This window comes from Capnocytophaga sp. oral taxon 878, assembly GCF_002999135.1.
Taxonomy (GTDB): Bacteria; Bacteroidota; Bacteroidia; order Flavobacteriales; family Flavobacteriaceae; genus Capnocytophaga.
Map to the genome: position 1 here is coordinate 2,868,856 of NZ_CP027229.1, position 26,994 is coordinate 2,895,849.

16 protein-coding genes and 1 other RNA gene are annotated in these 26,994 nt (G+C 40.6%); 16 read left to right on the forward strand and 1 reads right to left on the reverse strand.

The features are described from left to right. Nucleotides 1-11: 11 nt before the first annotated feature. The 11 genes from C4H12_RS13155 (at nucleotide 12) to C4H12_RS13205 (ending at nucleotide 17,886) form a co-directional block, all read left to right on the forward strand. The gene (locus tag C4H12_RS13155; RefSeq protein WP_106099314.1) at nucleotides 12-1,586 is read left to right on the forward strand and encodes a SusD/RagB family nutrient-binding outer membrane lipoprotein; all 1,575 of its coding nucleotides are present in this window, start codon (nucleotides 12-14) and stop codon (nucleotides 1,584-1,586) included. 621 nt (nucleotides 1,587-2,207) lie between these two features. Then, the gene (locus C4H12_RS13160; protein ID WP_106099315.1) at nucleotides 2,208-4,190 is read left to right on the forward strand and encodes a putative porin; all 1,983 of its coding nucleotides are present in this window, start codon (nucleotides 2,208-2,210) and stop codon (nucleotides 4,188-4,190) included. A gap of 28 nt (nucleotides 4,191-4,218) precedes the next feature. Further along, nucleotides 4,219-6,270: a peptide MFS transporter gene (locus C4H12_RS13165; RefSeq protein ID WP_106099316.1), complete on the forward strand. Its 2,052-nt coding sequence runs from the start codon at nucleotides 4,219-4,221 to the stop codon at nucleotides 6,268-6,270. 705 nt (nucleotides 6,271-6,975) lie between these two features. Next, the gene (locus tag C4H12_RS13170) at nucleotides 6,976-8,118 is read left to right on the forward strand and encodes a YgcG family protein (protein ID WP_106099317.1); all 1,143 of its coding nucleotides are present in this window, start codon (nucleotides 6,976-6,978) and stop codon (nucleotides 8,116-8,118) included. Between the two features lie 124 nt (nucleotides 8,119-8,242). Further along, complete coding sequence (locus tag C4H12_RS13175) at nucleotides 8,243-8,821, forward strand: LemA family protein (protein WP_106099318.1); 579 nt, start codon at nucleotides 8,243-8,245, stop codon at nucleotides 8,819-8,821. 137 nt (nucleotides 8,822-8,958) lie between these two features. Further along, nucleotides 8,959-9,361, forward strand: a transfer-messenger RNA (tmRNA) gene (ssrA, locus tag C4H12_RS13180). Nucleotides 9,362-10,124: 763 nt separating this feature from the next. Then, the gene (locus tag C4H12_RS13185; RefSeq protein WP_106099319.1) at nucleotides 10,125-12,887 is read left to right on the forward strand and encodes a 4Fe-4S dicluster domain-containing protein; all 2,763 of its coding nucleotides are present in this window, start codon (nucleotides 10,125-10,127) and stop codon (nucleotides 12,885-12,887) included. Further along, nucleotides 12,884-14,824 carry a family 20 glycosylhydrolase gene (locus tag C4H12_RS13190; RefSeq protein ID WP_106099320.1) on the forward strand — a complete coding sequence of 647 codons (1,941 nt, stop codon included), beginning with the start codon at nucleotides 12,884-12,886 and terminating at the stop codon, nucleotides 14,822-14,824. Before C4H12_RS13185 ends, C4H12_RS13190 begins: the two co-directional genes overlap by 4 nt. Further along, the gene (locus C4H12_RS13195; protein ID WP_106099321.1) at nucleotides 14,814-16,601 is read left to right on the forward strand and encodes a quinol:electron acceptor oxidoreductase subunit ActD; all 1,788 of its coding nucleotides are present in this window, start codon (nucleotides 14,814-14,816) and stop codon (nucleotides 16,599-16,601) included. The genes C4H12_RS13190 and C4H12_RS13195 overlap by 11 nt, the downstream gene beginning before the upstream one ends. Next, on the forward strand, nucleotides 16,591-17,142 hold the full coding sequence (locus tag C4H12_RS13200) for a cytochrome c (protein WP_106099322.1): 552 nt from the start codon (nucleotides 16,591-16,593) through the stop codon (nucleotides 17,140-17,142). Before C4H12_RS13195 ends, C4H12_RS13200 begins: the two co-directional genes overlap by 11 nt. Nucleotides 17,143-17,148: 6 nt before the next feature. Beyond that, nucleotides 17,149-17,886 (forward strand): hypothetical protein, encoded by a 738-nt coding sequence (locus C4H12_RS13205; protein WP_106099323.1) that lies wholly within the window; start codon nucleotides 17,149-17,151, stop codon nucleotides 17,884-17,886. Nucleotides 17,887-17,967: 81 nt separating this feature from the next. Here C4H12_RS13205 and C4H12_RS13210 read toward each other — a convergent pair whose 3' ends face one another. Next, entirely contained in the window at nucleotides 17,968-18,432 is a 465-nt protein-coding gene (locus C4H12_RS13210; RefSeq protein ID WP_106099324.1) for a macro domain-containing protein, read from the reverse strand. A 491-nt stretch (nucleotides 18,433-18,923) separates the two neighbouring features. Here C4H12_RS13210 and C4H12_RS13215 point away from each other — a divergent pair, with 491 nt between their 5' ends. The 5 genes from C4H12_RS13215 (at nucleotide 18,924) to C4H12_RS13235 (ending at nucleotide 26,820) form a co-directional block, all read left to right on the forward strand. Then, on the forward strand, nucleotides 18,924-19,862 hold the full coding sequence (locus tag C4H12_RS13215; protein ID WP_106099325.1) for a glycosyltransferase: 939 nt from the start codon (nucleotides 18,924-18,926) through the stop codon (nucleotides 19,860-19,862). A 4-nt stretch (nucleotides 19,863-19,866) separates the two neighbouring features. After that, nucleotides 19,867-20,883 (forward strand): hypothetical protein, encoded by a 1,017-nt coding sequence (locus tag C4H12_RS13220; protein ID WP_106099326.1) that lies wholly within the window; start codon nucleotides 19,867-19,869, stop codon nucleotides 20,881-20,883. 101 nt (nucleotides 20,884-20,984) lie between these two features. Further along, nucleotides 20,985-21,908: a DUF3829 domain-containing protein gene (locus tag C4H12_RS13225; RefSeq protein WP_106099327.1), complete on the forward strand. Its 924-nt coding sequence runs from the start codon at nucleotides 20,985-20,987 to the stop codon at nucleotides 21,906-21,908. 295 nt (nucleotides 21,909-22,203) lie between these two features. Further along, nucleotides 22,204-26,493: a DNA-directed RNA polymerase subunit beta' gene (rpoC, locus tag C4H12_RS13230; protein ID WP_106099501.1), complete on the forward strand. Its 4,290-nt coding sequence runs from the start codon at nucleotides 22,204-22,206 to the stop codon at nucleotides 26,491-26,493. Then, nucleotides 26,494-26,820 carry a DUF3467 domain-containing protein gene (locus tag C4H12_RS13235; protein ID WP_106099328.1) on the forward strand — a complete coding sequence of 109 codons (327 nt, stop codon included), beginning with the start codon at nucleotides 26,494-26,496 and terminating at the stop codon, nucleotides 26,818-26,820. Nucleotides 26,821-26,994: the final 174 nt, after the last annotated feature.

Sequence of the window (26,994 nt, forward strand, 5' to 3'; positions counted from 1 at the left end):
ACTCGGCAGAAATGAAAAGATATATTATTCCGGTACTTGCGCTACTAAGTGTAGCTTGTACAAAGAATTTTGAGGAGTACAACACTAACCCTTATGGGGTGAACCAAGAGGAGTACCAAAGGTCGCCTATTGGAGGTAATGAGTTACTCCAACTACAAAACTTAGTATTGCCCCAACAAGAGAACTCATACCAAATGTGTTTTGACTTGGCTGCGACTCCGTATGCAGGATATGCTGCGACTCAAGATAATTTTGATAACAAATACCCTATGTACAATGCTTCGACAGGGTGGATGGATTATTTGTTTGACGATACTTATCCTAAGATTTATACTCCTTACTTTGCTCTTAAAAATTATGCAAATGGGGATATGAGCAAGACTTACTTTGCTTTGGGTAGTGTATTGCGTGTGGCTATCACTCACTGGCTTACTGATACTTATGGACCGCTACCTTACTCGCAAATGCAAGTGGGTAATACTAAAGTGGCTTATGATAGCCAAAAGGATTTGTACCTGAAAATGTGTGAGGAGCTAAAACAGGCTATTACTACTTTGAAAAATGCTCCTGCTGATGACCGCCAATATAAAGAATTTGATGCGGTGTACAAAGGTGATTTGCAAAAATGGGCTAAATACGCTAGTTCGCTATTGTTACGCCTTTCAATCCGTATGAGTGATGTAGATGAGGCTGATGCTAAAACTTACGCTCAGTTTGCAATTAATAGTGGTGTTATTACTGCTAATTCGGACAACCCTGTATATGCTAATAACGATAACCCTGTACGCAAAATGGCTGACTGGGGTGACTCATGTACTAGTGCTGATATAGTGGAGTATATGAATGCTTTCTCTGACCCTCGTCGTGAAAAATACTTTACTAAAGTGGCTACTACCGTTAGCCAAACACAAGAGTATATAGGGCTTAGAGCAGGGCGTATTGAAAGTGTGAAATCGGGACTTAAAAATGATGGTAAATGGTTGCTTTACTCTCGTCCTAATGTAAGTAAAACTGATGGTATTTATTGGATTACTGCTGCTGAAGTAGCTTTTATTAAAGCTGAAATGGCGCTTAAAGGATGGAGTTTTATAACTGAAACAGCTGAAGACCTTTACAAACAAGGTGTGAAATTGTCATTTGACCAACATGGTGTGGGTGGTGCTGATGCTTACCTTAATGTAACTGCTACACGTGGTAACTTTGTAGACCCTCATCAGTCGGCTTATAGTGCTACTTTCACATCGGATATTACTGTGAAATGGGCAAGTACTGATACTAATGAGCAGAAGTTGGCTAAGATTATTACCCAAAAATGGCTATCAATGTATCCTTATAATGCACACGAGGCTTGGGCTGAATGGCGTCGTACTGGTTATCCTAACTTATTGCCTACAATGGTTAATAATAGTGGTGGTGTAATTACTACTGTGAATCAGCAAAATGGAAAGGATAAAGCTGGTATGCGCAGATTGCCTTTCTCATCAAAAGAGACTACCAATAACGGCGATAACAAAGCTGCTGCAGTAAGAATGCTGGGTGGTGCTGATACTGGTGCTACTGACCTTTGGTGGGTAAAACAAAATTAATAAATTACTATTTATAGATGAGTAGATTAGCCAATGGACGCTTTGTTCATTGGCTAATTTGCTTATTAGGCTGTGTGATTTTAAAAATAGGAAACTGCTTTCGAGACACTGTTTGGGTGTTAAGAAAGCAGTTTTTTTTATTGTTATAGGGGTAAGAGATAATAGGTAAGAAATAAGAGGGAATGAGAAAAATGTAGTGTTTTGGGGATTTTGTTGCGGATTGTGCAAAGAGAGGTGTGTGGGAAGGAAGGGCTGGTAATCAGGGGGATAATGGTTATCCTTCGTTTATAGTTCGTTTATCCTTCGTTATAGGTTCGTTTAAAGTAGGTGATAGATAAGAGATAAGAGGTGAGAGGGTGGGGTGTAATGGGGTGATTATTAGGGGAAAGGAGTTAGGAGATAGGGAATAGGGTGGGGGAGGGTGTATTTGAATTATTTGCAATGAAAATGGAAAATAGATGAATTTTTGGTAAATATTGGGTGGTGTGGGTGAGGGAAGTGGTGAGAGGGTAAAAGGGGGTGAGAACATTGAAGGAGGGTGCTGTGTGGGGGAGTAGGTTTGTTTGCTAATTTGCTAATTATTTCATACTTTTGCGCCCAGAATACTTTTTAAAGATTAAAATGATAATCAGACACATTATATATATTGCGGTGATGTTATGTCCTGTTGCTTTGTTGGGACAAGTTGATGATTCATCGAGCGGTAAAGAAGGTAAAACAGACAATGAGGGGGTTTCTTTTAAATCTGTTCGCCCTAAAAAGAAGAAGGACTCGATTACTTTTACGGCTAATGATTATAAGATTATTAGTTATATGCGGGATACTACGGCTATTGACACTACTATTTCGATGGCGAAATATTACCGCAATAATGAGTGGTTTAAGGATATGTTTGGGAAGATGCCTTTTGCTAATATGGGGCAACCTTATAACTCGTTGGCTTATGATTTTACGCAGCGCAGTTATTTGCCGCAGATGGGGGCTATGGCCAAGAGGCAGTTGTACCTTAGTGCTGAGGAGGTGAAGTATTACTATTTGCCTACTCCTATCACTCAGTTTACATATAAAACGGGGGTGGAGCAGGGGCAGAATTTGGATGTGTTATTTTCGGCTAACTTGCAGCCTAATTTGAATATATTTATAGCTTACCGCGGGTTGCGCTCGTTGGGGAAGTACCAGCGTGCTTTGGTGAGTAATGGTAATTTTAGGGCGGGTTTTTCATACGTGTCGGCTAATAAGAAATACACTGTATTTTCGCATTTTGCTAATCATGATATTGATAGTGATGAGAATGGGGGTATGGTTACCCCTGCGCAATTTGAAAGTGGAGCGAGTGAGTTTAAAAATAGGGCTTTGGTAGATATGCAGCTATTGGATGCTGAAAATAAGCGTGAGAGTAAGCGTTATTTTTTGCAACATGATTATGCTTTCTTGCGTAACCGTGATTCACTTGCTTCTTACAAACAGATACGTTTTAGGCACTTATTTATGTATGAAAGTGAGCAGTATTCATTTTCGCAAGCTACTGCAAATGAATCTTATTTTGGACGGCCTTATGTGAGTACTAATATAAGTGATAAAATGCGGTTGCATACGATGACCAATAGGGTAGGTGCTGAGCTGGAATTGCCTTACTTGGGGCGTACTTTTTTGTTTGGTAATGCTTATTTCTACAATTATTATTTTAGGAATGCTTATTACATATCGGGGGTGTTACAGCGGCATCAGATTAAAAACACTGATTTTAGTATAGGAGCAGAATGGCATAAAAAGATAGGAGGGCTTACCATTACGGCTGAAGGGGAGCAGACACTTATAGGTAATATGACAGGAACTAAGCTAAAAGGGAAACTGCAATATGCTTTGGATGAGCGCAATAGGCTTACAGCGGGGGCTGCCTTATACTCACAAATGCCTAACTTCAACTATTTGCTATACCAGAGTGATTACTTGCTGTTTAATTGGGATAATTACACTGCTTTTGACAAAGAGAATACTCAGACGCTTTATGCGGACTTACAAACCCAATGGGGTAATGCTTATTTGGCTGTGAGCAACTTGAATAACTATACCTATTTTCGGGAACAAACCTTAGGAAAAGCTACCCCTGAGCAGTATGGTGGTAATATACAGTATTTGCAGCTGAAAGTGCAAAAAGAGTTTACCTTTGGTAAGTGGGGGCTAGATAATACGCTGATGTACCAACAGGTAGTACAGCAAGATAATATACTGAATGTGCCGGCTTTTATCACCCGAAATAGTTTTTATTTTAAGAGTCCGTTGTTTGAAAAAGCGATGATACTGCAAACGGGTATAGGGGTGAATTATTTCACGAACTATTATGCTAATAGCTATAATCCTTTGTTGGGAGAGTTTGCAGTGCAGAACAGTGAAAAGATAGGGAACTTTCCTACTATTGATTTCTTTTTGAATGCGAAAGTGAGGACAATGCGTATTTTCTTTTCATTGGAGCAATGGCATGTGCCATTAAGTGGTATTTCATGGATGCCACTGCCTAATCCTTATCATTATTATTCGGCGCCACGACAACCATATCGTGATTTTATCATTAGGTTGGGGATAAGCTGGAACCTCTTTAATTAATAATCTAAAACACTAATAACAGACACTGATGGAAAACAAATCTATTTTTAATGCTCAGGTATTGGGGCACCCAGCAGGACTATTTGTACTCTTTTTTACTGAGATGTGGGAGCGCTTCTCTTTCTATGGGATGCGAGTACTGCTCATAAACTTTTTAACAATGACCTTGATAGGGTATAACCCTGGATGGCAATGGAGTGCAGAGAATGCTACAGCCCTATTTGGTACTTATGTGATGTTATTATATCTAACTCCTATTTTGGGAGGGATGATAGCTGATAAATATACTGGTTACCGCTGGGCAGTAATTATAGGAGCTGTTATTATTACTTTGGGGCACGTATCGATGGCATTTGAGACGGAGTTTTCATTGTATTTAGGATTGGCGCTATTGGTGATAGGTACGGGGTTTTTCAAGCCTAATATGGTGTCGTTTGTATCTGAGATGTACAAGGATTTGCCACAGAAGAAAGATGCTGCCTATACTATTTTTTATATGGGAGTGAACTCGGGGGCTTTTTTTGGTATGATGCTTTGTGGTTATTTGGCAGAACGTATTGGCTGGAGCTGGGGCTTTGGTTTGGCAGGTATTTTTATGCTGCTGGGGACTATACAGTTCTGGTTTGCTAAATCTCTTTTTGGGAATATTGGGCTTAGACCACAAAAACAAGTAGAGATAAGCAAGCAAGAAGTAAAGGCTGCTAATGAAGAGGAGAAGCTAAATCCGTTTACTGTGGTAGATAAGGTGCTTGTAGCCCTATCGGCGGTGATAGGTATAGGCTATGCGCTGAATGACCCTCTTTCTAAAATATGGGGTATAGATCTTTTTGCGTGGGCTTCTGTACCTATGCTAAAAGGACAATATGTGGTTGTGATAGTAGGTTTGTTGGCTTTTTTCTACCTTATAGGTTCTCGAATTATGCGCTATACTCGTGTGGTACGTGATAGGATGCTAACGGTGGCTATTTTTGCTTTTTTTGTGATATTCTTCTGGCTTTCATTTGAGCAAGGAGCTTCGTCACTTATTATATTTGCACGTGATAATGTGACCCGTGAGCTGCACGGAAGCTGGGCAGTGGCTTATAATATCTTCAATGCGCTGCTTACTATTATTCCGCTATTGTTAATTAGTTATGTATTGTTCCTTCTTGTGAAGAGGACTTATAAGAAAATATTGCCTGCTATAGTGATGTTACTTACTTGTTTTAGCTTGGTGTGGGGTATTGCTCTTTGGATGTTAAACAGAGACTTTAAAACTATAGCTTATGAGGTAACGTATCAAGCTTATGAAGTAACTAATGCTAATGGCAAAGTGGAATATGTGCCTATTACTGAAACTCAACAATTACCTGAAGGGGTAAAGGTGGTGCCTCAAACTACAATTATAGGAGTAGTGGATATGCCTTTAAAAGAAGGTGCTGCTATTAAGCTGTTGAGCAAAAACAAACAACATACCTCTTTTGGTTATGTTAATGCTGAAAAGGAGCAATGGGCAATAGCACGAGGTAAGGAACTACAAACTGATAATGGGCTGATACCTGCCCAAGTGAAAGAAGTGAGAGCTAACTGGGTAGAAGCAACAGTGTCATGGTTTTCGATACTTAATTCGTTTTTTATTATTGCATTGGCTAGTTTGTTTTCTAGGTGGTGGGATAGTAAATACAATCCGCCGGCTGCAGCTAAGTATGGTATAGGATTGCTGATGTTATCGGTAGGATTTGGTTTGCTAGCTTTAGGCTCATACGGAGCTGTTGAAGGGGTGAAAGTAAGTATGTTATGGCTTGTTTTTGCTTATATGTTTAACACTATGGGAGAATTATGCTTGTCGCCGGTGGGGCTTTCATACGTATCGAAATTGGTGCCAGGTAGGATGATAGCCTTTATGTTTGGGGTGTGGTATTTGGCTGTGGCCATAGGGCATAAGCTGGCTGCAGTAGTAGGTGGACAGATAGAAAATATTACTAAAGAATACAGCTTAACGACTTTCTTTTTGATATTTACTGTAGTGCCAGGAGTGGCAGGAGTGCTGATTATTCTGATCAATCCGTTTGTGAGAAAGCTGATGCATGGAGTAAAATAATAGAAAATTTAAGAAACAGAGATAAAAAAGTGTGGTTAAAAATAATTTTAACACACTTTTTTGTTTTATTTGTATTTTAACATTTTGTTTAGATTTTATGTATTAAAATCGGGTTTTTTCAATATAAAAAATTGATATAATTAGCGGATAAATATATTATTTTCAATAAGAAAAAGCATATTTTTTAGGAATATCAATAATTTTTTTGCATATTTTTTAAAAAAAATTTGGTAGTTAAAAATTTTAACGTACCTTTGCAGCGTCAAAAAGAGAAAGAAGATAGCGACTTTTTCATAGACCACCTAACCATAAATTGTGGGTAAAAAAGCAAAAGCGTAAACAAAAAGTTTTTTTCATAATTTTTATTTTTAAGTTTTCTTTTTTATTATTAAATTCAGAGAGATTGCCGAAGGGATTTTGGTGATCTCTTTTTTTTGTGTTAAAAGCAAAAGTAAGGAGTAGGATTGGGAGAGGGGAGGGGTAACTATCCTTCGTTTATAGTTCGTTTATCCTTCGTTATTCGTTCGTTCAAGATAGGCTGAGTTTTTGAGATAGTTTTTTTGGGGTTGGGGCTTTCTGATTTTTAGGTGTTGGTTATCAATTTTTAATTGTCGGGGGTGGTGAGGCGAAAAAACTTTGGTGGTAGTTGCTATTTTAAAATTGTTTTGTATTTTTGTCCCGAAATTATGATTGGAGTAGGCTATTATGACAATAAAAAACTTTATAACAACACTACTATTTTTATGTTTTACCTGGTTGCAAGCTTATGGACAGTATGAAGGTGAGCTATTTCAGCCTACTGCTTATACTGTTAAAACTGTGCCTAATGTGCAGTTAGAGGATGGTACAGCTTATACTACCGACCCAGAAGGGGTGCTATCGGGGGAGGCAAAGGCACGGCTTAATGCTATTGCTGCAGGGATACGCTCGGATACTGGAGTGGAGCTTGCTGTGGTGGTTTTGCCTCTTATTACTAATGATTATGTAGATGCACGTGAGTTTGCCCACGAATTATTTAACTATTGGGGATTGGGTGAGAAAGGGAAGGATAATGGGCTATTGGTATTACTGATTACTGAAAAGAGACAAAGGGAGATTACTTTTGAAGTAGGGTATGGTTTAGAGGGGAGTTTGCCTGATGGGCTTTGTAAGATGATACAAACCCGAGTTATGATTCCGCTAATGAAAACGGGCGATTATGGTGGGGGGCTTATTGCTGGTGTAGAGGAGATACAAAGGGTGATGAACGATAGCTCGGAAGTGAAAGCTTTATACGAGCAAGAGCAAAAGGAGAGTGAGCAATTGGGCTGGATGGTATTTTTGGGGCTATTGGGATTTGCAGGATTTGTGAATGTGTGGGGAGGAAAGCAATGGCGGGCGAGCTTAGAGCGTATTCGTACTAATAGTAGCAAAAATGGCTATGCTAAATTTGTAGAGATAGATAAGGCTGGTTTTAAGCCAGGATGCTTACTCCTAATGGTACTATTTGCTCCTATAGCAATATTTTTTACCCCAATGTTTATAGGTTGGGCAAAGCAAAGCAAGCGCTTGCGCAAGCAAATAGAGGAGGATATTAATTGTGAACATTGTGGTGCAGTAAATACTACTACATTAGTACGCGAAGAAAAAGAAACTAAGAAGAATTACTTGCTTACTACTTACTTTTTTAAGTGTAAGAACTGTGGCCATGAGCATAAAGAGACTGAAAAAACAACTTATAACAATGGAGGAGGTGCTATAGGGGGCGCTCTGTTCTCGGGCTCACGGAGTTCATGGGGTGGAGGTATCTCAGGAGGTTCATGGGGCGGCGGAAGTAGCGGCGGAGGAGGCTCGTCGAGTAGGTTTTAAGATAGGCAGATTACTGGATGAGTGAAATAAATGAACTGCTGAATTGCAAATAAGCAAATAAACAAATAAGCAAATTGTGAACAAATAAAAGAATTATTAATAAATTAGAATATAGTATTGGACTATGAAAAAGAGTTGGATTTACATTGGAATAGCTGTGGTTATTGGGTTCTACCTTGTAACGATGTACAACGGTTTGGTAAAACAAAAACAAGAAGTGAAGGCTAAATGGTCGCAGATAGAAGTGCAATTACAACGCCGTACAGACCTTATCTTATCACTTGTGAAAACTGTAAAAGGGTATGCTAAACACGAGAGTGAAACTTTGGAAAAGGTAGTGGCTGCAAGGGCTAAGGCTACTCAAATTACGGTAGACCCGAATAAACTTGATGCGGAATCGATGGCTAAAATGGCACAGGCACAAGGAGAACTATCACAAGCCCTTGGTAGACTGATGATGATTACTGAGGCTTATCCTGACCTGAAGGCTAATGAGAACTTTATGATGTTACAAACAGAGATTTCGGGGTGTGAGAACAGGATAGCGGTAGAACGCAAACGCTATAATGATACGGCTAAGGATTATAATGCTAGTATCTTATCGTTCCCGAAGAATTTATTTGCAGGGGCGTTTGGATTTACCGAGGTAGCGTATTACCAAGCTGATGCTGGTGCGCAAAAGGCTCCTGACTTTGAGTTTTAGAATAAAATTGGCTTTGCCAAAGTTTAGGCTTTGGCAAAGTTGATAAAAATAGGTGAAAGTGTTAAATTTGTTGGCAATTAGTTGTTAAATAACAAATTATTTGTATTTTTGCCGCAATTTTGAAAGAAATACTATTTGGGGTCGACTGGTTTTGACAGTAAGTAGCATTGAGAAGTAAGCATACCGAGCTGTGAAATGAATGCTCGTTAAAATCTATTTCAAAATTTTAAATGGCGAGAATAACTACGCTCTTGCTGCCTAGTCTGAAGTTTTAGTACGACTCTGGCTAAGTCCTTACAGGGTAAGGAAGCGAGATGTCTCTGAAAAGCCCTTGTTGACGGCGGTTCGTAAAGAGGCACCATAAAAGTCAACATTGAGCTGGCGGTTTGCCTCTGCTAAAAGCTCGTAGTTTTAAGAGGATAGGCATAAAGTGGGCGGTTCTTGGTCAGCTTTATGATGAAAACTAAACAGGAACTAAGTATGTAGAAAGCTTTTTAATGGCTTATTTGGACGAGAGTTCGATTCTCTCCGACTCCACAAATAGCATTGTTTTTTTTCAGTGTTTTTTATTATAACAGGGACTAAAAATAGGGATTCCTATTTTTGGTCCCTGTTTTTTTATTTGGGAATGTAATTTGCTTACTTATTGGGGTGGGCTGAGTGGTGCTTATGAGGCTGATGGTTTGGTGTTTAAGCTGAAAAATGGAGATTAGGTGAAGGAGATAAGAGGTAAGAGAGAGGGGATGGGATTGAGAATTGGTGATTGATAAAAATGGGGAGGAAAGGGGAAAAGGGTGAGAATAATGTGAGGTTTTGGGGATTTTGTTGTGAATTTGGCAAAGGGAGGGTTGGGGGTTGAAATACTTGAGAATCAATGAGGTAAGGCTTATACTTCGTTTATAGTTCGTTTATAGTTCGTTATTCGTTCGTTTAAAGTAGGTAAAAGATAAGAGATAGGAGGTAAGAGAGTGGGGGGGTAGTGAGCTGATTATTAGGGGGGAGGAGTTAGGAGATAGGGGATAGTGTGGGGGTGGGTGGTTTTTGCATTATTCGCAATGAAGGGGGGAGGGGTTAGGAGATAGGGGATAGAGTAGGGAAAAGAGGGGAGGAGGAGAAAGTACAGAAAAAAGAAGGAAGGGAGAAGAGGGTGTGGGGAGGGAGGGGAAGTTATTTGACAAATTGGCTAATTGGTAAATTATTTGTATCTTTGCCGGCAATATAATTGTTGAGAAAAGAGGGATGATGTAGGGTTATGGGAGGATATTTGGGGTGAGATTTTTCGGACATAATAAGAATAAGTGAAATGGTATCGAGGCGTGATTTTTTAAAATATGTAGGTTTTAGTACTGCTGCGGCAGCCTTGGCAGGTTGTGAGGCGCCAGTGCATAAGGCAATTCCGTACCTTGTACAGCCTGAAGAGGTGGTACCAGGTGAGGCGAACTATTATGCTACTTGTATAGCAGATGGGTTTGACTTTGCTAGTGTGCTGGTTAAGACGCGTGAGGGAAGGCCCATAGGGGTATTACGCAACCCAGAAGCCCAAGCAGGAGCGGCGGTAAATGCAAGGGTTTTGGCTTCGGTACTGAGTCTTTATGACAATAATAGAGCTAAAGAAGCAGATTGGAATACGATTGATACACAAACAATAGCAGCCCTTGAAAAGGCTTCGGCAGAGGGGAAGGAGATAGTGTTGCTAAGTCAGACATTGGCAAGCCCCTCGGCGTATGCATTGGTGGAGCTGCTGAAACAGCGGTATCCTACTTTTAGGTTGGTGGAATACGATACGGTATCGGAAGGGGCGATTTTGGAAGCATTTTCATTGCGTTATGGCAAGTGGGGGATGCCTGATTACGATTTTGGTAGAGCAAGGCTTATAGTATCATTTGGGGCGGACTTTTTGGGAGACTGGAACGGAGGAGGCTATGAGGCAGGGTATGCCAAAGGACGTATTCCGAGTAAAGAAACAGGAATGGCAAGGCATATACAGCTAGAAGCCAACTTAAGTATTACGGGAGCCAATGCTGATGAGCGCATAGCCCTTACACCTGTACAGCTAAAAGTAGCTTTTGCTTATTTTTATAGCTATGTGAAGGGGAAAACGCCTGATAATACAGAGAAATTACCTGTTACATTGACAGAAAAGCTACAGAAAATAGCCGCAGAAGTGCGGAAAGCAGGTAGTGAAACCGTGATAGTAACGGGTATAGATAAAAAAGAAGCACAATATATTGCTTTCGACCTTAATGAATATCTTAAAAGTGCTGCTTTTCATCCTGAAACACCTGTATTGACACGTAGAGGGAATGTGAAAGACTTCTTACAGTTGCTTGCTGCTATGAATGAGGGTAGGGTAGGGGTGCTTTTTATCAATAATCTGAATCCTATTTACAGTTTGCCAAATGCAAGGGTTTTTGCTGAAGGGCTTAAGAAAGTGCCATTTTCGGTATCGTTTGCGATGAGAGCAGATGAGACATCGGGAGAGGTAACTTACTTGGCGCCTCAGCCCCATTACTTGGAGGCTTGGGGTGATGTAGAGTTCAGGTGGGGGCATTACGGGCTGATGCAACCTTGTATACGAGCGTTATTTAACACACGGCAATGGCAGGACTGCTTTTTGCAATGGTTGGGACGTAGTGAGAGTTACTATGATTTTATCAGGGCGCATTGGGAGCAGCATATTTTAGGAGAGACCCCTTGGGAGCAAGCCTTGCACGATGGAACATTGGTGAGAGAAAAAACTCCGTTTGTGGATAGAGAGGGTAAGAGAGAGGATGTGGAAATATCGGTGGCGTATCTTTTGGAAATGAAATCAGTTGCTTTTGAATTGACTTTGTATACCAGTACAGCTTTGGGAGATGGGCAACAGGCAAATAACCCTTGGCTGCAAGAACTGCCAGACCCACTGACCCGAGCCACTTGGGATAACTACCTGTGTATGCACCCTGCAGATGCAGAGGCTTTGGGTATTAAAAACAAACATACAGCAGCAGGAGCACTTGAGGGAGATTTGGCTAAAATAAAAGTAGCAGATAAAGAGCTTATAGTGCCTGTATATATACTGCCCCAGCAAGCACAAGGCAGTGTGGCACTAGCCTTAGGGTATGGGAGAAAAGCAGGTATACAAGTAGAGATGCAAACAGGGGTGAATGCTTACCCACTATATATCGATTTTGAAAAAGAACAAGAAGTAACGATAGAAAAAGCTGCGGGCAACCATAGCTTTGCGTGTGTGCAGCTGCAAAACAACTTGGCAGGGCGTGATAATGTGCTTAAAGAGCTTTCGGTGAGTGAATATATGCAACTTGCCCCTTCTGTGATAAAAGCTAAAGATACAAAACGATTACATCACTTTAAACTATCAATAGACCTGAATGCATGTATAGGTTGTGCTGCTTGTGTGATAGCTTGCCATGCGGAGAACAATGTGCCAGTGGTAGGGAAAGAAGAAGTACGCAGGCAGCGTGATATGCATTGGATTAGGATAGATCGCTATGAAACAAAGCGCAATACGGCTAACTTTCAGCCTGTAATGTGTCAGCATTGTGAGGAAGCCCCTTGTGAGACAGTATGCCCTGTAGGAGCTACCGTACATGGAGCGCAGGGGCAGAACCAGATGGCTTACAACCGCTGTGTAGGTACCAGGTATTGTGCCAATAACTGCCCATATAAAGTACGGCGTTTTAATTGGTTTCAGTATAGTGAAAACGAGGCTTTTAATTACAATATGAATAATGATTTAGGCCGGATGGTGTTAAATCCTGATATTACTGTGCGCTCACGAGGAGTGATGGAGAAATGTTCCCTCTGCATACAAAACACCCAAGCAGTGATACTGAAAGCTAAGAAAGAAGGGCGGGCAGTAGCACCAGGAGAGTTTAATAATGTGACGGCTTGTGCAGCAGCGTGTAGTACAGGAGCTATTAGGTTTGGAGATGCTAATGAGGAGAACAGTGAAATAGAGCAACTTACAGCAAGTGAGCGTATGTACCACCTTTTGGAACAGTTGGGCACGCAACCTAATGTGGTGTATCAGGCGAAAGTAGTGAATAAAACAGAAGAATTATGAAACAGCTATTATTCCTTTTAAGCTTTGTAACCACTAGTGTTTACGCTGGTATAGGCGATTTGCTACCTAAACCCCAACAAGTAAAACCTAATGGTGAACGTTATGAAGTACCACAGGATGAGGCAGCTTTATCGGTGAGTATAAAAATAGTAGATGACTTGCCACAAGTGCCTATCAATAAAGAGGAAGCCTATACGCTGGAAGTTACCAAAAAAGGAGTTTCTATTAAGGCAACTACTGAAAAAGGCGTTTATTGGGCAAAACAAACTCTCAAACAGCTGGTAGTAACTAAAGGGAAGAAAAGCTATTATGAGGGGTGTACTATTATAGATTATCCTGCTTTTAGGATAAGAGGCTTTATGCACGATACAGGACGTAGCTATATTTCGGTAGAAGAACTGAAGAAAGAAATAGCCCTGCTATCACAGTATAAAATAAATGTTTTTCATTGGCACCTTACAGAAAACCAAGGTTGGCGATTGCAGAGCATACGCTTCCCGCAGCTAAATAGCGGTAATACTTATGAGCGATTACCAGAGAAGTACTATACTTTGGAAGAAGCAAAAGAGTTAGTAGCTTATTGCAAAGCACATAATATGCTGCTGATACCTGAAATAGATATGCCAGGACACAGTAGGGCTTTTGAAAAGGCTTTTGGTACTGATATGCAGAGCCCGCAAGGAATAAAGATACTTAAAGAGATATTGGATGAGGTAGTGGAAACTTTTGAAGTGCCTTATATTCATATAGGTACAGATGAAGTGGCATTTACCAACCCAGCTTTTGTACCTGAAATGGTAGCCTATATACGAGCTAAGGGTAAAAAGGTGATTTCATGGAACCCAGGCTGGCACTACAAAGAAGGAGAGATAGATATGACCCAACTGTGGAGTTATAGAGGCAAAGCGCAAAAGGGCATTCCGGCTATAGACAGTCGTTACCACTATATAAACCACTTTGATACTTTTGCAGACTTGGTAGCCCTTTACAACAGTAGGATACTGAATGTAGCCCAAGGAGATACTGACCACGCGGGGGCTATTGTGGCGCTTTGGAATGACCGCTATATACCCAATGAAAGAGAAAATATATTGCAGAATAACTTCTATCCTGCTATGCTTGCTTTGGCAGAACGCTCTTGGATGGGAGGAGGTACAGAATATTTTGATGGGAAAGGAACAATGCTCCCTATAGATACTAATGACCCCGTGTTTAAAGACTTTGCAGATTTTGAACGCCGTATGTGTTGGCATAAAGAACATAACTTTGTAGGTGAACCTTTTGCTTACGTACCCCAAACTGCAGTAGAGTGGAATATTACTGATGCTTTTCCTAATAACGGCAATTTGGCGAAAGTATTTCCGCCAGAAGAAGCACTTAAAGAAGAATATACCTATGAAGGGAAAACCTATAGCACACGCAAAGCTATAGGAGCTGGCATTTACTTACGCCATACGTGGGGTAAACTAGTGCCCGCCTTTTATACCAATCCGGAGCCTAATCATACGGCTTATGCTTATACTTACGTATACTCGAGGAAGAAACAGAAGGCAGGCTTATGGGTGAGTTTTCAGAACTATAGTAGATCGGAGAGGGACTTGCCACCCAGACAAGGCAAATGGGACTATAAAGAAAGCAAGCTATGGCTGAATGGGCAGGAACTTGCACCCCCACAATGGGAATCACAACACACAGAACTATCTAACGAGATACCACTTACTAATGAGAATTTTGAAGTTAGGAAACCTTTGCCTATCACCTTAAATAAGGGCTGGAATAAATTACTGCTAAAGCTACCTGTAGGAGCTTTTAACATCCCTGAAATACGCTTGGTGAAGTGGCAGTTTACCTGTGTAGTAGTAACCCCTGAGGGCAATGATACCCCCAAAGGAATAAAGTATAGCATTTCGGCTGAAAAGAAGAAAAATGGTAAATAAGAACTATCATACTATTAGTGACGATATAGCACGCCCTATAGAAGGAAGGGCTAATAAGGCGTGGTGGATAGCCTTTGCGGTAGCCCTACTTGCTGCCTTATGGGGCGGATGGGCTATATGGGTAACCTTGCGTGACGGTATAGGAGCGTGGGGATTAAATAAAACAGTAGGCTGGGCGTGGGATATTACCAACTTTGTGTGGTGGATAGGTATAGGGCACGCAGGCACTCTTATATCGGCGGTGTTATTGCTTTTTAGGCAGCAGTGGCGGGTGGCTATTAACCGCTCGGCTGAGGCAATGACTATTTTTGCTGTAATTCAGGCGGGGCTTTTTCCTATTCTTCATATGGGGAGACCGTGGCTACTGCATTTTACGCTACCTATACCTAACCAATATGGCTCGTTATGGGATAACTTCAATTCGGCGTTATTATGGGATGTATTTGCTATAGCAACCTACTTTTCGGTATCGCTGGTGTTTTGGTGGGTAGGACTGCTGCCCGACTTAGCAATGCTTAGAGACCGAGCCATAAAGCCTTTTCAGAAGAAAATATACGGATTACTTAGTTTTGGCTGGAGTGGTAAGGCTAAGGACTGGCAACGTATGGAAGAGACAATGCTCCTATTGGCAGGTATAGCGACTCCTTTGGTAGTATCGGTGCATACGATAGTTTCATTTGACTTTGCGACTTCGGTTATTGCTGGGTGGCATACCACTATTTTCCCGCCTTATTTTGTGGCTGGGGCTATCTTCTCGGGGTTTGCTATGGTGAGCTTACTGCTGATTATTATGCGTAAAGTATGTAGGCTGGAAGACTATATTACCCTGAAACATATTGACCTGATGAATACGGTAATGCTGGTGGCGGGTAGTATAGTGGCTGTGGCTTATCTGACAGAGATAGTGATGGCTTTTCGCTCCCATTCGGAATATGAAAAATATGTTTTTATAAATAGAGCTACAGGGCCTTATGCTTGGGCATTTTGGATAATGATGGCTTGCAATGTGCTGTTCCCGCAACTGTTATGGATAAAGAAGCTAAGGCGGAGTATATCCTTTTCGGTATTTATAGCCTTGGTGGTGTGTGTGGGGATGTGGTTTGAGCGGTTTGTGATTATAGTTACTTCGTTACATAGAGATTACTTGGCCTCGTCGTGGAGTATGTTTAGCCCCACGTGGGTAGATATAGGCATATTTGTAGGTACTTTGGGCTTCTTTTTTGTGTTGTTTTTGTTATACGCAAGGAGTATCCCGATGATAGCACAAGCAGAAGTAAAAGGGCAGGTAGTAGCGGCTAATGATACGCCCGAAGTAATAGATAACAGCGCAAAGAATGACACTATTGTAGTGAACTCGGCTGAGGCTCTTCTGCAAAAAATAAAAGAACTGAGAGCAGAGAACAGAACGATTGCGGAGGTGTATACCCCCTTTGCGGTACACGGATTAGATGAGGCATTGGGACTGAAACGCACAAGACTGGGCAGGGCTACTTTTGTATATGGGCTTATAGGTTTTGCTTTTGGCTGCTGGCTTACTTACTTTACAATGATTAAGGACTGGCCTCAGAACTTTGGAGGGAAACCGAATGCTACATTTTGGGATAATTTGCCCTCGTTTGTGCCTGTGATATTTGAATTAGTAGTGTATTTTGCAGCGCATTTGTTGGTGCTGACTTTCTTCTTCCGCAGTAGGTTGTATCCTTTTAAAAAGGCTTCGAACCCTGTGAAGAGCAGTAGTGATGATAAGTTTGTAATAGAGATGAAGAATGAGCGTTAAGAATATTCATATAAAAAATAAGCTAAGGCTTTTGGCCGTATGTGTACTGTTGCTTTTGACCTCTTGCCGTAACAAGCAAGAGCGCAATGTGGTATTTGCCCCTGATATGTATGAGAGTGCGGCATATAGAACCTACGAGGTGGCACCACTTACCCCCCCAGAAAACACTGTGAAGCGTGGCGCTTTGCCTTATAAATATAAAAACACACAAGAGGGGTATGAGCAGGCTAAAATGGGGTTACATAACCCCTTGGTAACGGATAGCTTACAGCAAGCCCAGTATATAGCCAAAGGTAAGGAACTCTATGATGTGTATTGCGCTTTGTGCCACGGGGAGAAAGGAGATGGTAAAGGGATATTGGTACAAAGGGAGAAAATACTGGGGGTGCCTAATTACGCAAGCAGAGAGCTTACAGAAGGTAGTATTTACCACGTGCTGTACTACGGTAGGAATACAATGGGCTCTTTTGCGAACCAGTTGAGCGATAAAGAGCGCTGGGAGGTGGTAATGTATGTGAAGGAGCTAATAAATAGGAAGTAGGAGGCAATGGAGGAACTAAGTATTATATATTCGGTAGTATTATTTGTAGCCCTTACGCTGGTAGGGGTGCTAGTGTTCTACGCTATTAACAAAGTGACTAAGGCTGAATGGGTGAACGATTTGTACCCTACTATGCAGCGCATTACAGCCCCTTTGTGGGTGGTGCTTTTGGGGTTATGTTGTTTTTATGCCTTGAATACAAATCTTTATTTGGGCTTGCAGTCGGTAGGGTATATGGCGGTGTGGTGCTTGTACCGCTATTCGTCGTTTAAATATAATGTGCTTTTTTTGGTGCTTTTCTTTTTGACAGAAACCCCTATGGCGTGGGATTGGTTCCCGAGTATTAACGATTGGCAAAGCACCCTTTTTGGGTGGCAGGTGCTTGGTAGCTTCTTGCTATCGGGGGTGGCACTGGTGACGCTTTTTAGCAAGCGGCAACACTATCACGATTTGGGTAAATACCTTTTTGGGTTTTCTATTTTTTGGGCGTACTTATGGTTTTCGCAATATATGCTGATATGGTATGCTAATATTCCTGAAGAGAAGTTGTATTACGAATTTCTGTTGGCAAGAGTAGATGGGAGTGTAGTAATTACGATGTTGGTATTGAGCTTTGTGTTGCCGTTTTTTATGCTGCTATCATCGGGAGGAAAGCGCAATAAGTTGGTACTTTTTGGGGCGGCAATATTTATCTTGCTGGGGCAGTATTTGAATTTTTATTTGATGATAGTACCTTTTAGTTAGTGTAACAATAAAACATTATAAGAAGAGCCAATGCACTTGAGGGTGCATTGGCTATTTTTTTTGAAGTAAGGGGAGGGGGTATTACAAATCGCAGACAAATACTTCGATATTGTTATTTAGGAGGGTACGCTCTATAATGCTTTCTATTTTATCCCAAGAGCCTCCTGCCAATCCGCAGCCTATGCGGGGCATTTGTACTTTGGCGTTTGTGCTGAGAGCGAACTGGGCTATTTGTAGTAGTGCTTTTTCGACAGCATCATAGCGGATAGGGGGATTGCCGTTTTCGTCCTTATATATGCGGTGTTGGCCAATGATATTGGCGACCCATAGGTTTTCTTCGACCTGAACGAATTGTACGGCTCCGAGGGAGAAATTATCACCTTGTTTGTACCATTGTTTGTATTGTTTTTCGGGGTCTTTCCAGCGTTTGGAGATTGCCAATACGAAGCCTTTGCCCCACGCTCCTATATCATTGCAAATGTGAGTGATAATGATATTACCTTGGGCTTGAGGTAGGGTTGCATCTGCTTTTATGTAGTGTATCATTGTTTTGAATAATTAGTTATTATTTTTGGCAAAGGTAGTAAATTTTTAATAAATAGGAGATAGGGTGTAGGAGATAGGGGGTAGGGGGAATGAGAAAAATGCAATGTTTTGGGGATTTTGTTGCGGATTATGCAAAGGTAGGGGGTTGGGGTTGAAAGGGCTGTAAATCAGTAGTGTAGTGTTTATCCTTCGTTTATAGTTCGTTTATAGTTCGTTATAGGTTCGTTTAAAGTAGGTAAAAGATAAGAGATAAGAGGTAAGAGGGTGGGGGTGTAATAGGTTGATTATTAGGGGAAAGGAGTTAGGAGATAGGGAATAGAGTGAGGAGAGATATTGTTGAAAGATTGGCAATGAAAATGAGAAATAGATGCATTTTAGGTAAAAGATAAGAGATAAGAGGTAAGAGTGGGAGGGGAGGGAGGAGAAAGACTTGAGCAGAGAATTTTTCTGTTTGGAGAATTATTGTTACATTTGCAGCAAATTACAGAAAGATGAGAGTTATCAAACAAAATAAATTGTGGTTCTACCTTTATAATTATGCTCTTATTGCTTTGGGCAAAAGGGGAGGTTATGAGCGAGAAATAGAAAGGCTGAAGGCGAAAATCTCGGCTGGTGAGCTGGAGGAACTACAAAAACGAGTGGATTATTACTGCAAGCTGAGGGCTGAAAAATTGGTTACAGGTAATACACGGGTGGGGGATTTGAAGACGCCAAAATCGCCAAAGACGTATTATTTTGAGACATACGAGTATGCGAGGTTTTGGAACCCTGAACAGGCTATAGATTTTGTTTTTGGGGATGTGATACACGTGCCAGAAACTCCGTCGGTAGTGAAAAGTAGACCGATAAGTGATGATAATGAGAATTCGGTATTGCTGAAGCTGGATAAGCCGCGTCATTTTATTAGGATAGAGGGGGATAAGCCTTTCGACCAAAAAAAAGATATGATGATAGGGCGAGGGGCGATATACCAAGACCATAGGTTTGATTTTTACAATAAACATTTTGGTAACCCGCTATGTAATTTGGGGAGTGTGGATAAGAATGGGCTTAGTAAACCCGAGTGGCTTACTGAGAAGACCAGTATGAAGGAGCATTTGGATTACAAGTTTATCCTGAGTTTGCAGGGGAATGATGTGGCATCGAACTTGAAGTGGGTGATGAGCTCAAATTCGGTAGCTGTGATGCCGAAGCCAACGATAGAGACGTGGTTTATGGAAGGGACTTTGAAAGGAGGCGTGCATTACATAGAAATAGCTGCGGACTATAGCGACTTGGAGGAACAATTGCGCTATTATATAGCTCGGCCTAAGGAATGTATGGAGATTTTGGAGAATGCGCATAGGTATGTAGCGCAGTTTTGGAAGGAAGAGGCAGAGGAGTTATGCAACTTATTGGTGCTTGAGAAATATTTTAGTTTAACAAAATAGGCTTATGAAATTAAAACATATTATTATAGCCGCTATCATTACTTTGGGAGTGTACCTAATAAATACTTACTGGAAAGGAGTAAAGGGGCAAACAGGTATAGAAATGGTGGCTGAAGAATTGCTGCCAGATTCGGAAAAAGAAACGGCTTTGGAAATTGTGAGGTATTACCTTATGTGTGATACTATTAGCAAGGAATTTGAATATAAGTTCATAGCACATACCCCTGAGGAGATAGAACAGGTGAAGGAGGCTATAAAGTACCTTAAAGAGGCTGAGAAGGAAGAAGATAAGCAGCTGGTGAAGGTGGCTATGGATGCGACTGTGTACGGATTAGAACAAGATAAAGCAGCGCTTGCACCGCCAGATGTATTTGGCGATGAACAAGGTGCTATAAAGGAGTTGAGTAACTTAATGGGAGAAAGTGCGAAGCAACTTTTGGTAGTGAAAGCAACTATAAGCAGGTATGTGGGAGAATATGTAGGGGTTTATGGGAAGTATACTAACGCCCAAAAAATAGAAGCGCTGGAGGAAGTATTGCCTCAGCTTATAGAAAATTATAACAATTATAAGGACAGCAAAGCGCAATTATTAGAGAAACTTAGTCCTAAAACAGACGAAGCATTGTTGGTTTTGGAGAATAAATTGCCTATAAACCCAGTGTACTCGGTATACAAGACGTATATAGAGAAGGCTTGTGCTTTTGTAGAAGTATTGAAACAACAAGTAAACCCCAAGGAAAGGGATATTATGGCAGTGAAAAATGCTTATGATGATTTTAACGAGTATTATAATAACACTATAGTGAGCATAGATGAGGATAATGAGGCATATTTGAACAGAGAAGCTTTTCAGTATGTAGATCTTTGGCTATGGAAAGTGGAGAACTATTTTCCGTCGGTATTAGATGAGCTAGGTAGAGGGGAAACCTTGGAAGATAATGATTTTTATAACGGAATAATAGAGGCGGAGGAAAGGCTTAAGGAGTTTAGTTACTGTCGTTTTTTTAGGGTGGATAAGTAATGTTTTTTTGAGAATATTGAAAATAAATGCTTGAAAAATTTGCGAATAAACTAATTAAAGCGTAATTTTGCGGCATATTTAACAAATTAACTTAAATACAAATGAGAAAAATTATTCTTGCCTTGGCTGTAGTAGGGGCATTCCTTACCGGCTGTAATTCAAACGGATCAAAAGCAGGTGGAGCTGGCGAAGTAGGCAGCAAAGACCAAGCTAATGAAATTATTGGTTTTTATAACGATGCGTTAGAAGCATCAAAAAACTACAATGGTGGTATTATATCACGAGGGGAAGACTACCTTGAGGATGCTGATGAGTATGTGCAAAAAGCATTGAAAAAGGATTGGGCTAACAAACCAATTTTAGTAGACACGTATCATGACTTTGGTGATAAATCAAAGGCGACTCCTACAGATGCTTTTGGCGATAAGAAGGAAGCGATAGCTAAAGACTTCAGTGAGCTTAAAACTCATGCTCAGGAAGTGAGGAAGCTTTTGCAAGAAGTGAAATCACACTTGGACAGTGAAGACTTTAAAGATGATAAAGGCGCTAAATTTGCTGAGTTAAAACAAAAAGCATTTGTTGAAATAGAGGCTTTTAGACAAGCACGTACTAAGCTTTTTGATGAAATGGAAGGTATTGTAGAGAATGCAGAGGGTATCATTCTTGAAGATCACCCATTGAAAGAGAATATTTTGTCATCTAAGAAATTATTGGCCGTAGCTGGTGATTTTATTGATGAAGTAGTGGCGCAATCGGAAGCTAATAAGGTAGATGCTGATAAATTGGAAGCTACTTACAAAACAATAGAAGCGCAATTGGCTAATAACCAAAAGATAGAAGTAAAAGATGCTTCAGCTAAATCTAGCTACGAAAATCTTAATAAAGAAGCAGATGAGTATTTAGGGGCTTTGCGCAAATTTATCCGTGACACTAAAGAAAAGAAAAAATTTGAAGAGAATGGCTTCAACCAAGTAGATCGCGCTTATCAATCATTAGTAAGTGCTTATAATAGTTTTGTGAATTAGAAACAAACTGTTTTTAATTGTTATTAACAAAGGAGCTGCTGGGCGAAAGTTCGGCAGCTTTTTTGTTGGTTATGAGAGGGGAAGGACGGGGTTGGGGTTGTATTAGGGGAGGATACTGGGTGTTATAAAGTATTAATATTCAAGGATGTAAGAAAAACAGTAAAAAATTCTTCTAAAAAAATTGTTGTTAATTAAAAAAATAGTTGTACTTTTGCACGATATTTTGTAATTGGGCGTTATTGGGAGGGCTCCTAATATGCGCCTGAATAAACTTATTTATACTCACCATAACAATATGGCAAAAGAAAAAAATACAGCTGTTCCAAAATTTGATAAGATTTCAATAGGTTTGGCATCGCCTGAATCGATTTTAGCGGTTTCACGCGGTGAGGTAACTAAACCAGAAACTATCAACTATCGTACTCACAAGCCTGAACGCGACGGGCTATTTTGTGAGCGTATTTTCGGGCCCGTAAAGGACTATGAATGTGCCTGCGGAAAGTACAAGCGTATCCGCTACAAGGGTATAGTGTGCGACCGTTGCGGGGTGGAAGTTACCGAGAAAAAAGTACGCCGTGAGAGGGTTGGTCATATCAACCTGGTGGTACCTATTGCCCATATTTGGTATTTCCGTTCATTGCCTAACAAGATAGGCTATTTGTTGGGACTTCCTTCCAAGAAGTTGGATATGATTATTTACTACGAGCGTTATGTAGTTATCCAACCGGGTATAGCGAAGGGGCCTGATGGTGAAGAGTTACAGTATTTGGATTTCCTTGCAGAAGAGGAATATCTTGCCATTATGGAATCACTACCTGCTGATAACCAGTATTTAGAGGATTCGGACCCTAATAAGTTTGTAGCTAAGATGGGAGCTGAGTGTTTGCTTGAACTTTTGGAACGCTTGGATCTTGATGCTTTGTCGTACGAACTAAGGCATAAAGCTAATAATGAGAGCTCAAAACAACGCAAGACAGAAGCTTTAAAACGCTTGCAAGTGGTGGAGGCTTTTCGTGAATCGCAAAGGAATCGTGAGAATAAACCAGAGTGGATGATTATGAAAGTGATTCCGGTTATTCCGCCTGAATTGCGTCCGTTAGTGCCTTTGGATGGAGGACGTTTTGCTACATCAGACCTTAATGACCTTTACCGGCGTGTGATTATTCGTAATAACCGTTTGAAACGCTTGATGGAGATTAAAGCGCCAGATGTGATTTTGCGTAATGAGAAACGTATGCTACAAGAGTCGGTAGATTCATTGTTTGACAATACTCGTAAATCATCGGCAGTAAAAACAGAGTCTAACCGTCCGTTAAAATCACTTTCAGATTCATTGAAAGGTAAGCAAGGGCGTTTCCGTCAGAACTTACTAGGTAAACGTGTAGACTACTCTGCCCGTTCGGTAATTGTGGTAGGTCCTGAATTAAAGATGTACGAATGTGGTTTGCCTAAGAATATGGCAGCCGAACTATATAAGCCGTTTATTATCCGTAAGCTTATTGAGCGCGGTATAGTAAAAACTGTAAAATCGGCTAAGAAGATTATTGATAAAAAAGAGCCAGTAGTATGGGATATTTTGGAAAATGTGATTAAAGGTCACCCTGTGCTACTGAACCGTGCCCCCACATTGCACCGTTTGGGTATTCAGGCTTTCCAACCTAAACTTATTGAGGGGAAAGCTATCCAATTGCACCCGTTAGTATGTACGGCGTTCAATGCTGACTTTGACGGTGACCAGATGGCGGTACACTTGCCATTGGGGCCTGAAGCTATATTGGAAGCACAGCTTTTGATGTTGGCATCACATAATATTTTGAACCCTGCTAATGGTTCGCCTATTACTGTACCTTCACAGGATATGGTTTTGGGGCTTTACTATATCACTAAAGGACGTAAATCGACTCCTGAATATCCTATAAAAGGAGAAGGACTTATATTTTACTCTCCTGAAGAGGTGAATATTGCTTACAATGAAGGTAAATTAAGCTTAAATGCCTTTATTAAAGTACGTGTGCGTGATGTAGATGAAAATGGAGAAGTATACTATCACGTAGTAGAAACTACAACAGGGCGTATTCTATTTAATGAATTGGTGCCATTAGAAGTAGGTTATGTGAATGAGGTACTTACCAAAAAATCATTACGTGATATTATTGGTAGAATTTTGAAAGCTACTAGTATACCTGTAACTGGTGATTTCTTGGATAAGATTAAGAATATGGGTTACCGCTTTGCCTTTAAAGGAGGTTTGTCATTCAGCTTAGGAGATATTATTATTCCGCAAGAAAAGACTGATATGATTGCTGAAGCTAATGGCTTGGTTGATGGTATTATGATGAACTATAATATGGGGCTTATTACCAATAATGAGCGTTATAACCAAGTAATTGATGTGTGGACATCGACCAATGCACAGCTTACTGAATTGGCAATGAAACGTATTAGTGCTGACCAACAAGGGTTTAACTCAGTGTATATGATGTTGGACTCTGGAGCTCGTGGATCAAAAGAGCAGATACGTCAGCTTACTGGTATGCGAGGTTTGATGGCTAAGCCTAAAAAATCAAATGCTGGTGGTGGTGAGATTATTGAAAACCCGATCCTTTCAAACTTTAAGGAAGGGCTATCAATCCTTGAGTACTTTATCTCGACCCACGGTGCTCGTAAAGGTTTGGCAGATACGGCTTTGAAAACTGCTGACGCGGGTTATCTTACTCGCCGTTTGGTGGATGTGTCACAAGATGTGATTATTAATACTGAAGATTGTGGAACCTTGCGTGGAGTAGAAGTACGCGCTCTTAAGAAAAATGAAGAGGTGGTAGAAAGCCTTGGAGAACGTATCTTAGGACGTGTATCATTACACGATGTGTACAATCCGCTTACAGAAGAACTGTTAGTAGCTGCTGGTGAAGAAATTACTGAGAAAATAGTAGATAAGATAGACGCTGCGCCTATTGATATGGTAGAAGTACGTTCGGCACTTACTTGTGAAGCTAAACATGGTATCTGTGCTAAATGTTATGGACGTAATCTATCAACTGGACGCATGGTACAGCTTGGTGAAGCAGTAGGGGTAGTGGCAGCCCAATCAATTGGTGAGCCAGGAACCCAGCTTACACTACGTACTTTCCACGCGGGAGGGGTTGCTGGTAACGTATCAGAAGAGAATAAGACAGAAGCTCGCTTTAATGGTATTCTTGAAATAGAAGACTTGCGTGTGGTAAATAGCAAGGATAATGAGGGTAATGCTGTAGATGTAGTAATCCGTTCTTCTGAGTTAAAAGTGCTAGATCCTACTACTCGTATGGTGTTACAAACACACGATATTCCTTATGGTGCTCATATCTTTGTGAAGGATAAAGATGAGGTGAAAAAAGGAGCTTTATTATTCCAATGGGATCCTTATAACGCTGTAATTATTTCGGAATTCTCAGGTAAAATAGCTTATGAAGATATTGAACAAGGTGTTACTTACCAAGTAGAAATAGATGAGCAAACAGGTTTCCAAGAAAAAGTAATTGTAGAATCACGTAATAAGAAGCTGATACCAACCCTACTAATTGTAGATAAGAATGGGGAAACACTTCGTTCTTACAACTTGCCTGTGGGCGCTCACATAATGGTGGATAACAACAGTAAGATAGAAGAGGGTAAAGTATTGGTGAAAATACCGCGTAGCTCTGCTAAGGCAGGGGATATTACTGGAGGTCTGCCTCGTGTAACTGAGTTATTTGAAGCACGTAACCCTTCTAACCCTGCTATTGTATCTGAAATTGATGGTGTGGTATCATTCGGTAAGATTAAACGTGGTAATAAAGAAGTTATTGTAACCTCTCGTTTGGGTGAAGAGCGCAAGTACTTAGTAAAACTATCAAGCCAAATATTGGTGCAAGAAAATGACTATGTACGTGCAGGTAAACCTCTGTCGGATGGTTCTGTAACGCCAGATGATATTCTGCGTATTAAAGGTCCGTCGGCAGTACAACAGTACTTGGTGAACGAGGTACAAGAGGTATACCGCTTACAAGGGGTGAAAATTAATGATAAGCACTTTGAGGTGATTGTACGCCAGATGATGCGTAAAGTTGAAATTCAAGACCCAGGAGATACTCTTTACTTAGAAGGACAATTAGTACATAAAGATGACTTTATTGAAGAAAACGACCGCTTATTTGGTAAGAAAGTAGTGGAAGATGCAGGGGACTCTGAAAACTTAAAAGCAGGACAGATAGTGAGCTTGCGTGAACTACGCGATGAGAACTCATTACTGAAACGTGCTGATAAGAATTTGGTGATAGCTCGTGATATTATTCCTGCTACAGCTATGCCAGTACTGCAAGGTATTACAAGGGCTTCGTTACAAACAAAATCATTCATCTCGGCAGCTTCTTTCCAAGAAACTACTAAGGTATTGAATGAAGCGGCGGTAAGTGGTAAGGTTGATTTCCTTGATGGCTTGAAGGAGAATGTTATTGTGGGACATCGTATACCTGCTGGTACAGGTCTGAAACGTTATGAGAAGCTGATAGTAGGCTCTAAGGCTGATATAGAACCACCAGTTGTTGAAAAGAAAAAATCACGATAAATGGAAGATTTACAAGAAATACACGAAGGGCGTGAAAACGAAGGACTAAGTCTTGAGTTGGACGATAAAGTAGCTGAAGGCATTTACTCTAATTTGGCTGTTATTAACCACTCGGCGACTGAGTTTGTAGTTGACTTTGTAAGTGTTATGCCAGGTATGCCTAAAGGAAAGGTGCGTAGCCGTATAGTGCTAACTCCTGACCATGCCAAGCGCTTACTTAACGCTCTTGCCGATAACATTCAAAAATTTGAGAATGCTTATGGTAAAATTGTTGATAACAACAACCGCCATGCGATTCCGTTATTTGGAATGACTGGGGAAGCATAGTGGGATTAATAATTGCTTATTAGGCTATTAAAATTTAAGCCAAAAGGCAGTGAATAATATAACTTTGCCAAGGACTATAAAAGGTCTTTGGCAAAGTTTTTTTATGAAAATATTGATATTTAGCAAATTATGTTTATCTTTGTACCGGAAACAGCGGAACCCGAAAAGCTTACG

Coding starts and splice junctions, on each gene's coding strand:
- C4H12_RS13190 (WP_106099320.1), top strand. CDS start 12,884: ATGAAACAGCTATTATTCCTTTTAAGCTTTGTAACCACTAGTGTTTAC.
- C4H12_RS13165 (WP_106099316.1), top strand. CDS start 4,219: ATGGAAAACAAATCTATTTTTAATGCTCAGGTATTGGGGCACCCAGCA.
- C4H12_RS13205 (WP_106099323.1), top strand. CDS start 17,149: ATGGAGGAACTAAGTATTATATATTCGGTAGTATTATTTGTAGCCCTT.
- C4H12_RS13220 (WP_106099326.1), top strand. CDS start 19,867: ATGAAATTAAAACATATTATTATAGCCGCTATCATTACTTTGGGAGTG.
- C4H12_RS13215 (WP_106099325.1), top strand. CDS start 18,924: ATGAGAGTTATCAAACAAAATAAATTGTGGTTCTACCTTTATAATTAT.
- C4H12_RS13175 (WP_106099318.1), top strand. CDS start 8,243: ATGAAAAAGAGTTGGATTTACATTGGAATAGCTGTGGTTATTGGGTTC.
- C4H12_RS13195 (WP_106099321.1), top strand. CDS start 14,814: ATGGTAAATAAGAACTATCATACTATTAGTGACGATATAGCACGCCCT.
- rpoC (WP_106099501.1), top strand. CDS start 22,204: ATGGCAAAAGAAAAAAATACAGCTGTTCCAAAATTTGATAAGATTTCA.
- C4H12_RS13225 (WP_106099327.1), top strand. CDS start 20,985: ATGAGAAAAATTATTCTTGCCTTGGCTGTAGTAGGGGCATTCCTTACC.
- C4H12_RS13235 (WP_106099328.1), top strand. CDS start 26,494: ATGGAAGATTTACAAGAAATACACGAAGGGCGTGAAAACGAAGGACTA.
- C4H12_RS13210 (WP_106099324.1), bottom strand. CDS start 18,432: ATGATACACTACATAAAAGCAGATGCAACCCTACCTCAAGCCCAAGGT.
- C4H12_RS13200 (WP_106099322.1), top strand. CDS start 16,591: ATGAGCGTTAAGAATATTCATATAAAAAATAAGCTAAGGCTTTTGGCC.
- C4H12_RS13185 (WP_106099319.1), top strand. CDS start 10,125: ATGGTATCGAGGCGTGATTTTTTAAAATATGTAGGTTTTAGTACTGCT.
- C4H12_RS13170 (WP_106099317.1), top strand. CDS start 6,976: ATGACAATAAAAAACTTTATAACAACACTACTATTTTTATGTTTTACC.
- C4H12_RS13160 (WP_106099315.1), top strand. CDS start 2,208: ATGATAATCAGACACATTATATATATTGCGGTGATGTTATGTCCTGTT.
- C4H12_RS13155 (WP_106099314.1), top strand. CDS start 12: ATGAAAAGATATATTATTCCGGTACTTGCGCTACTAAGTGTAGCTTGT.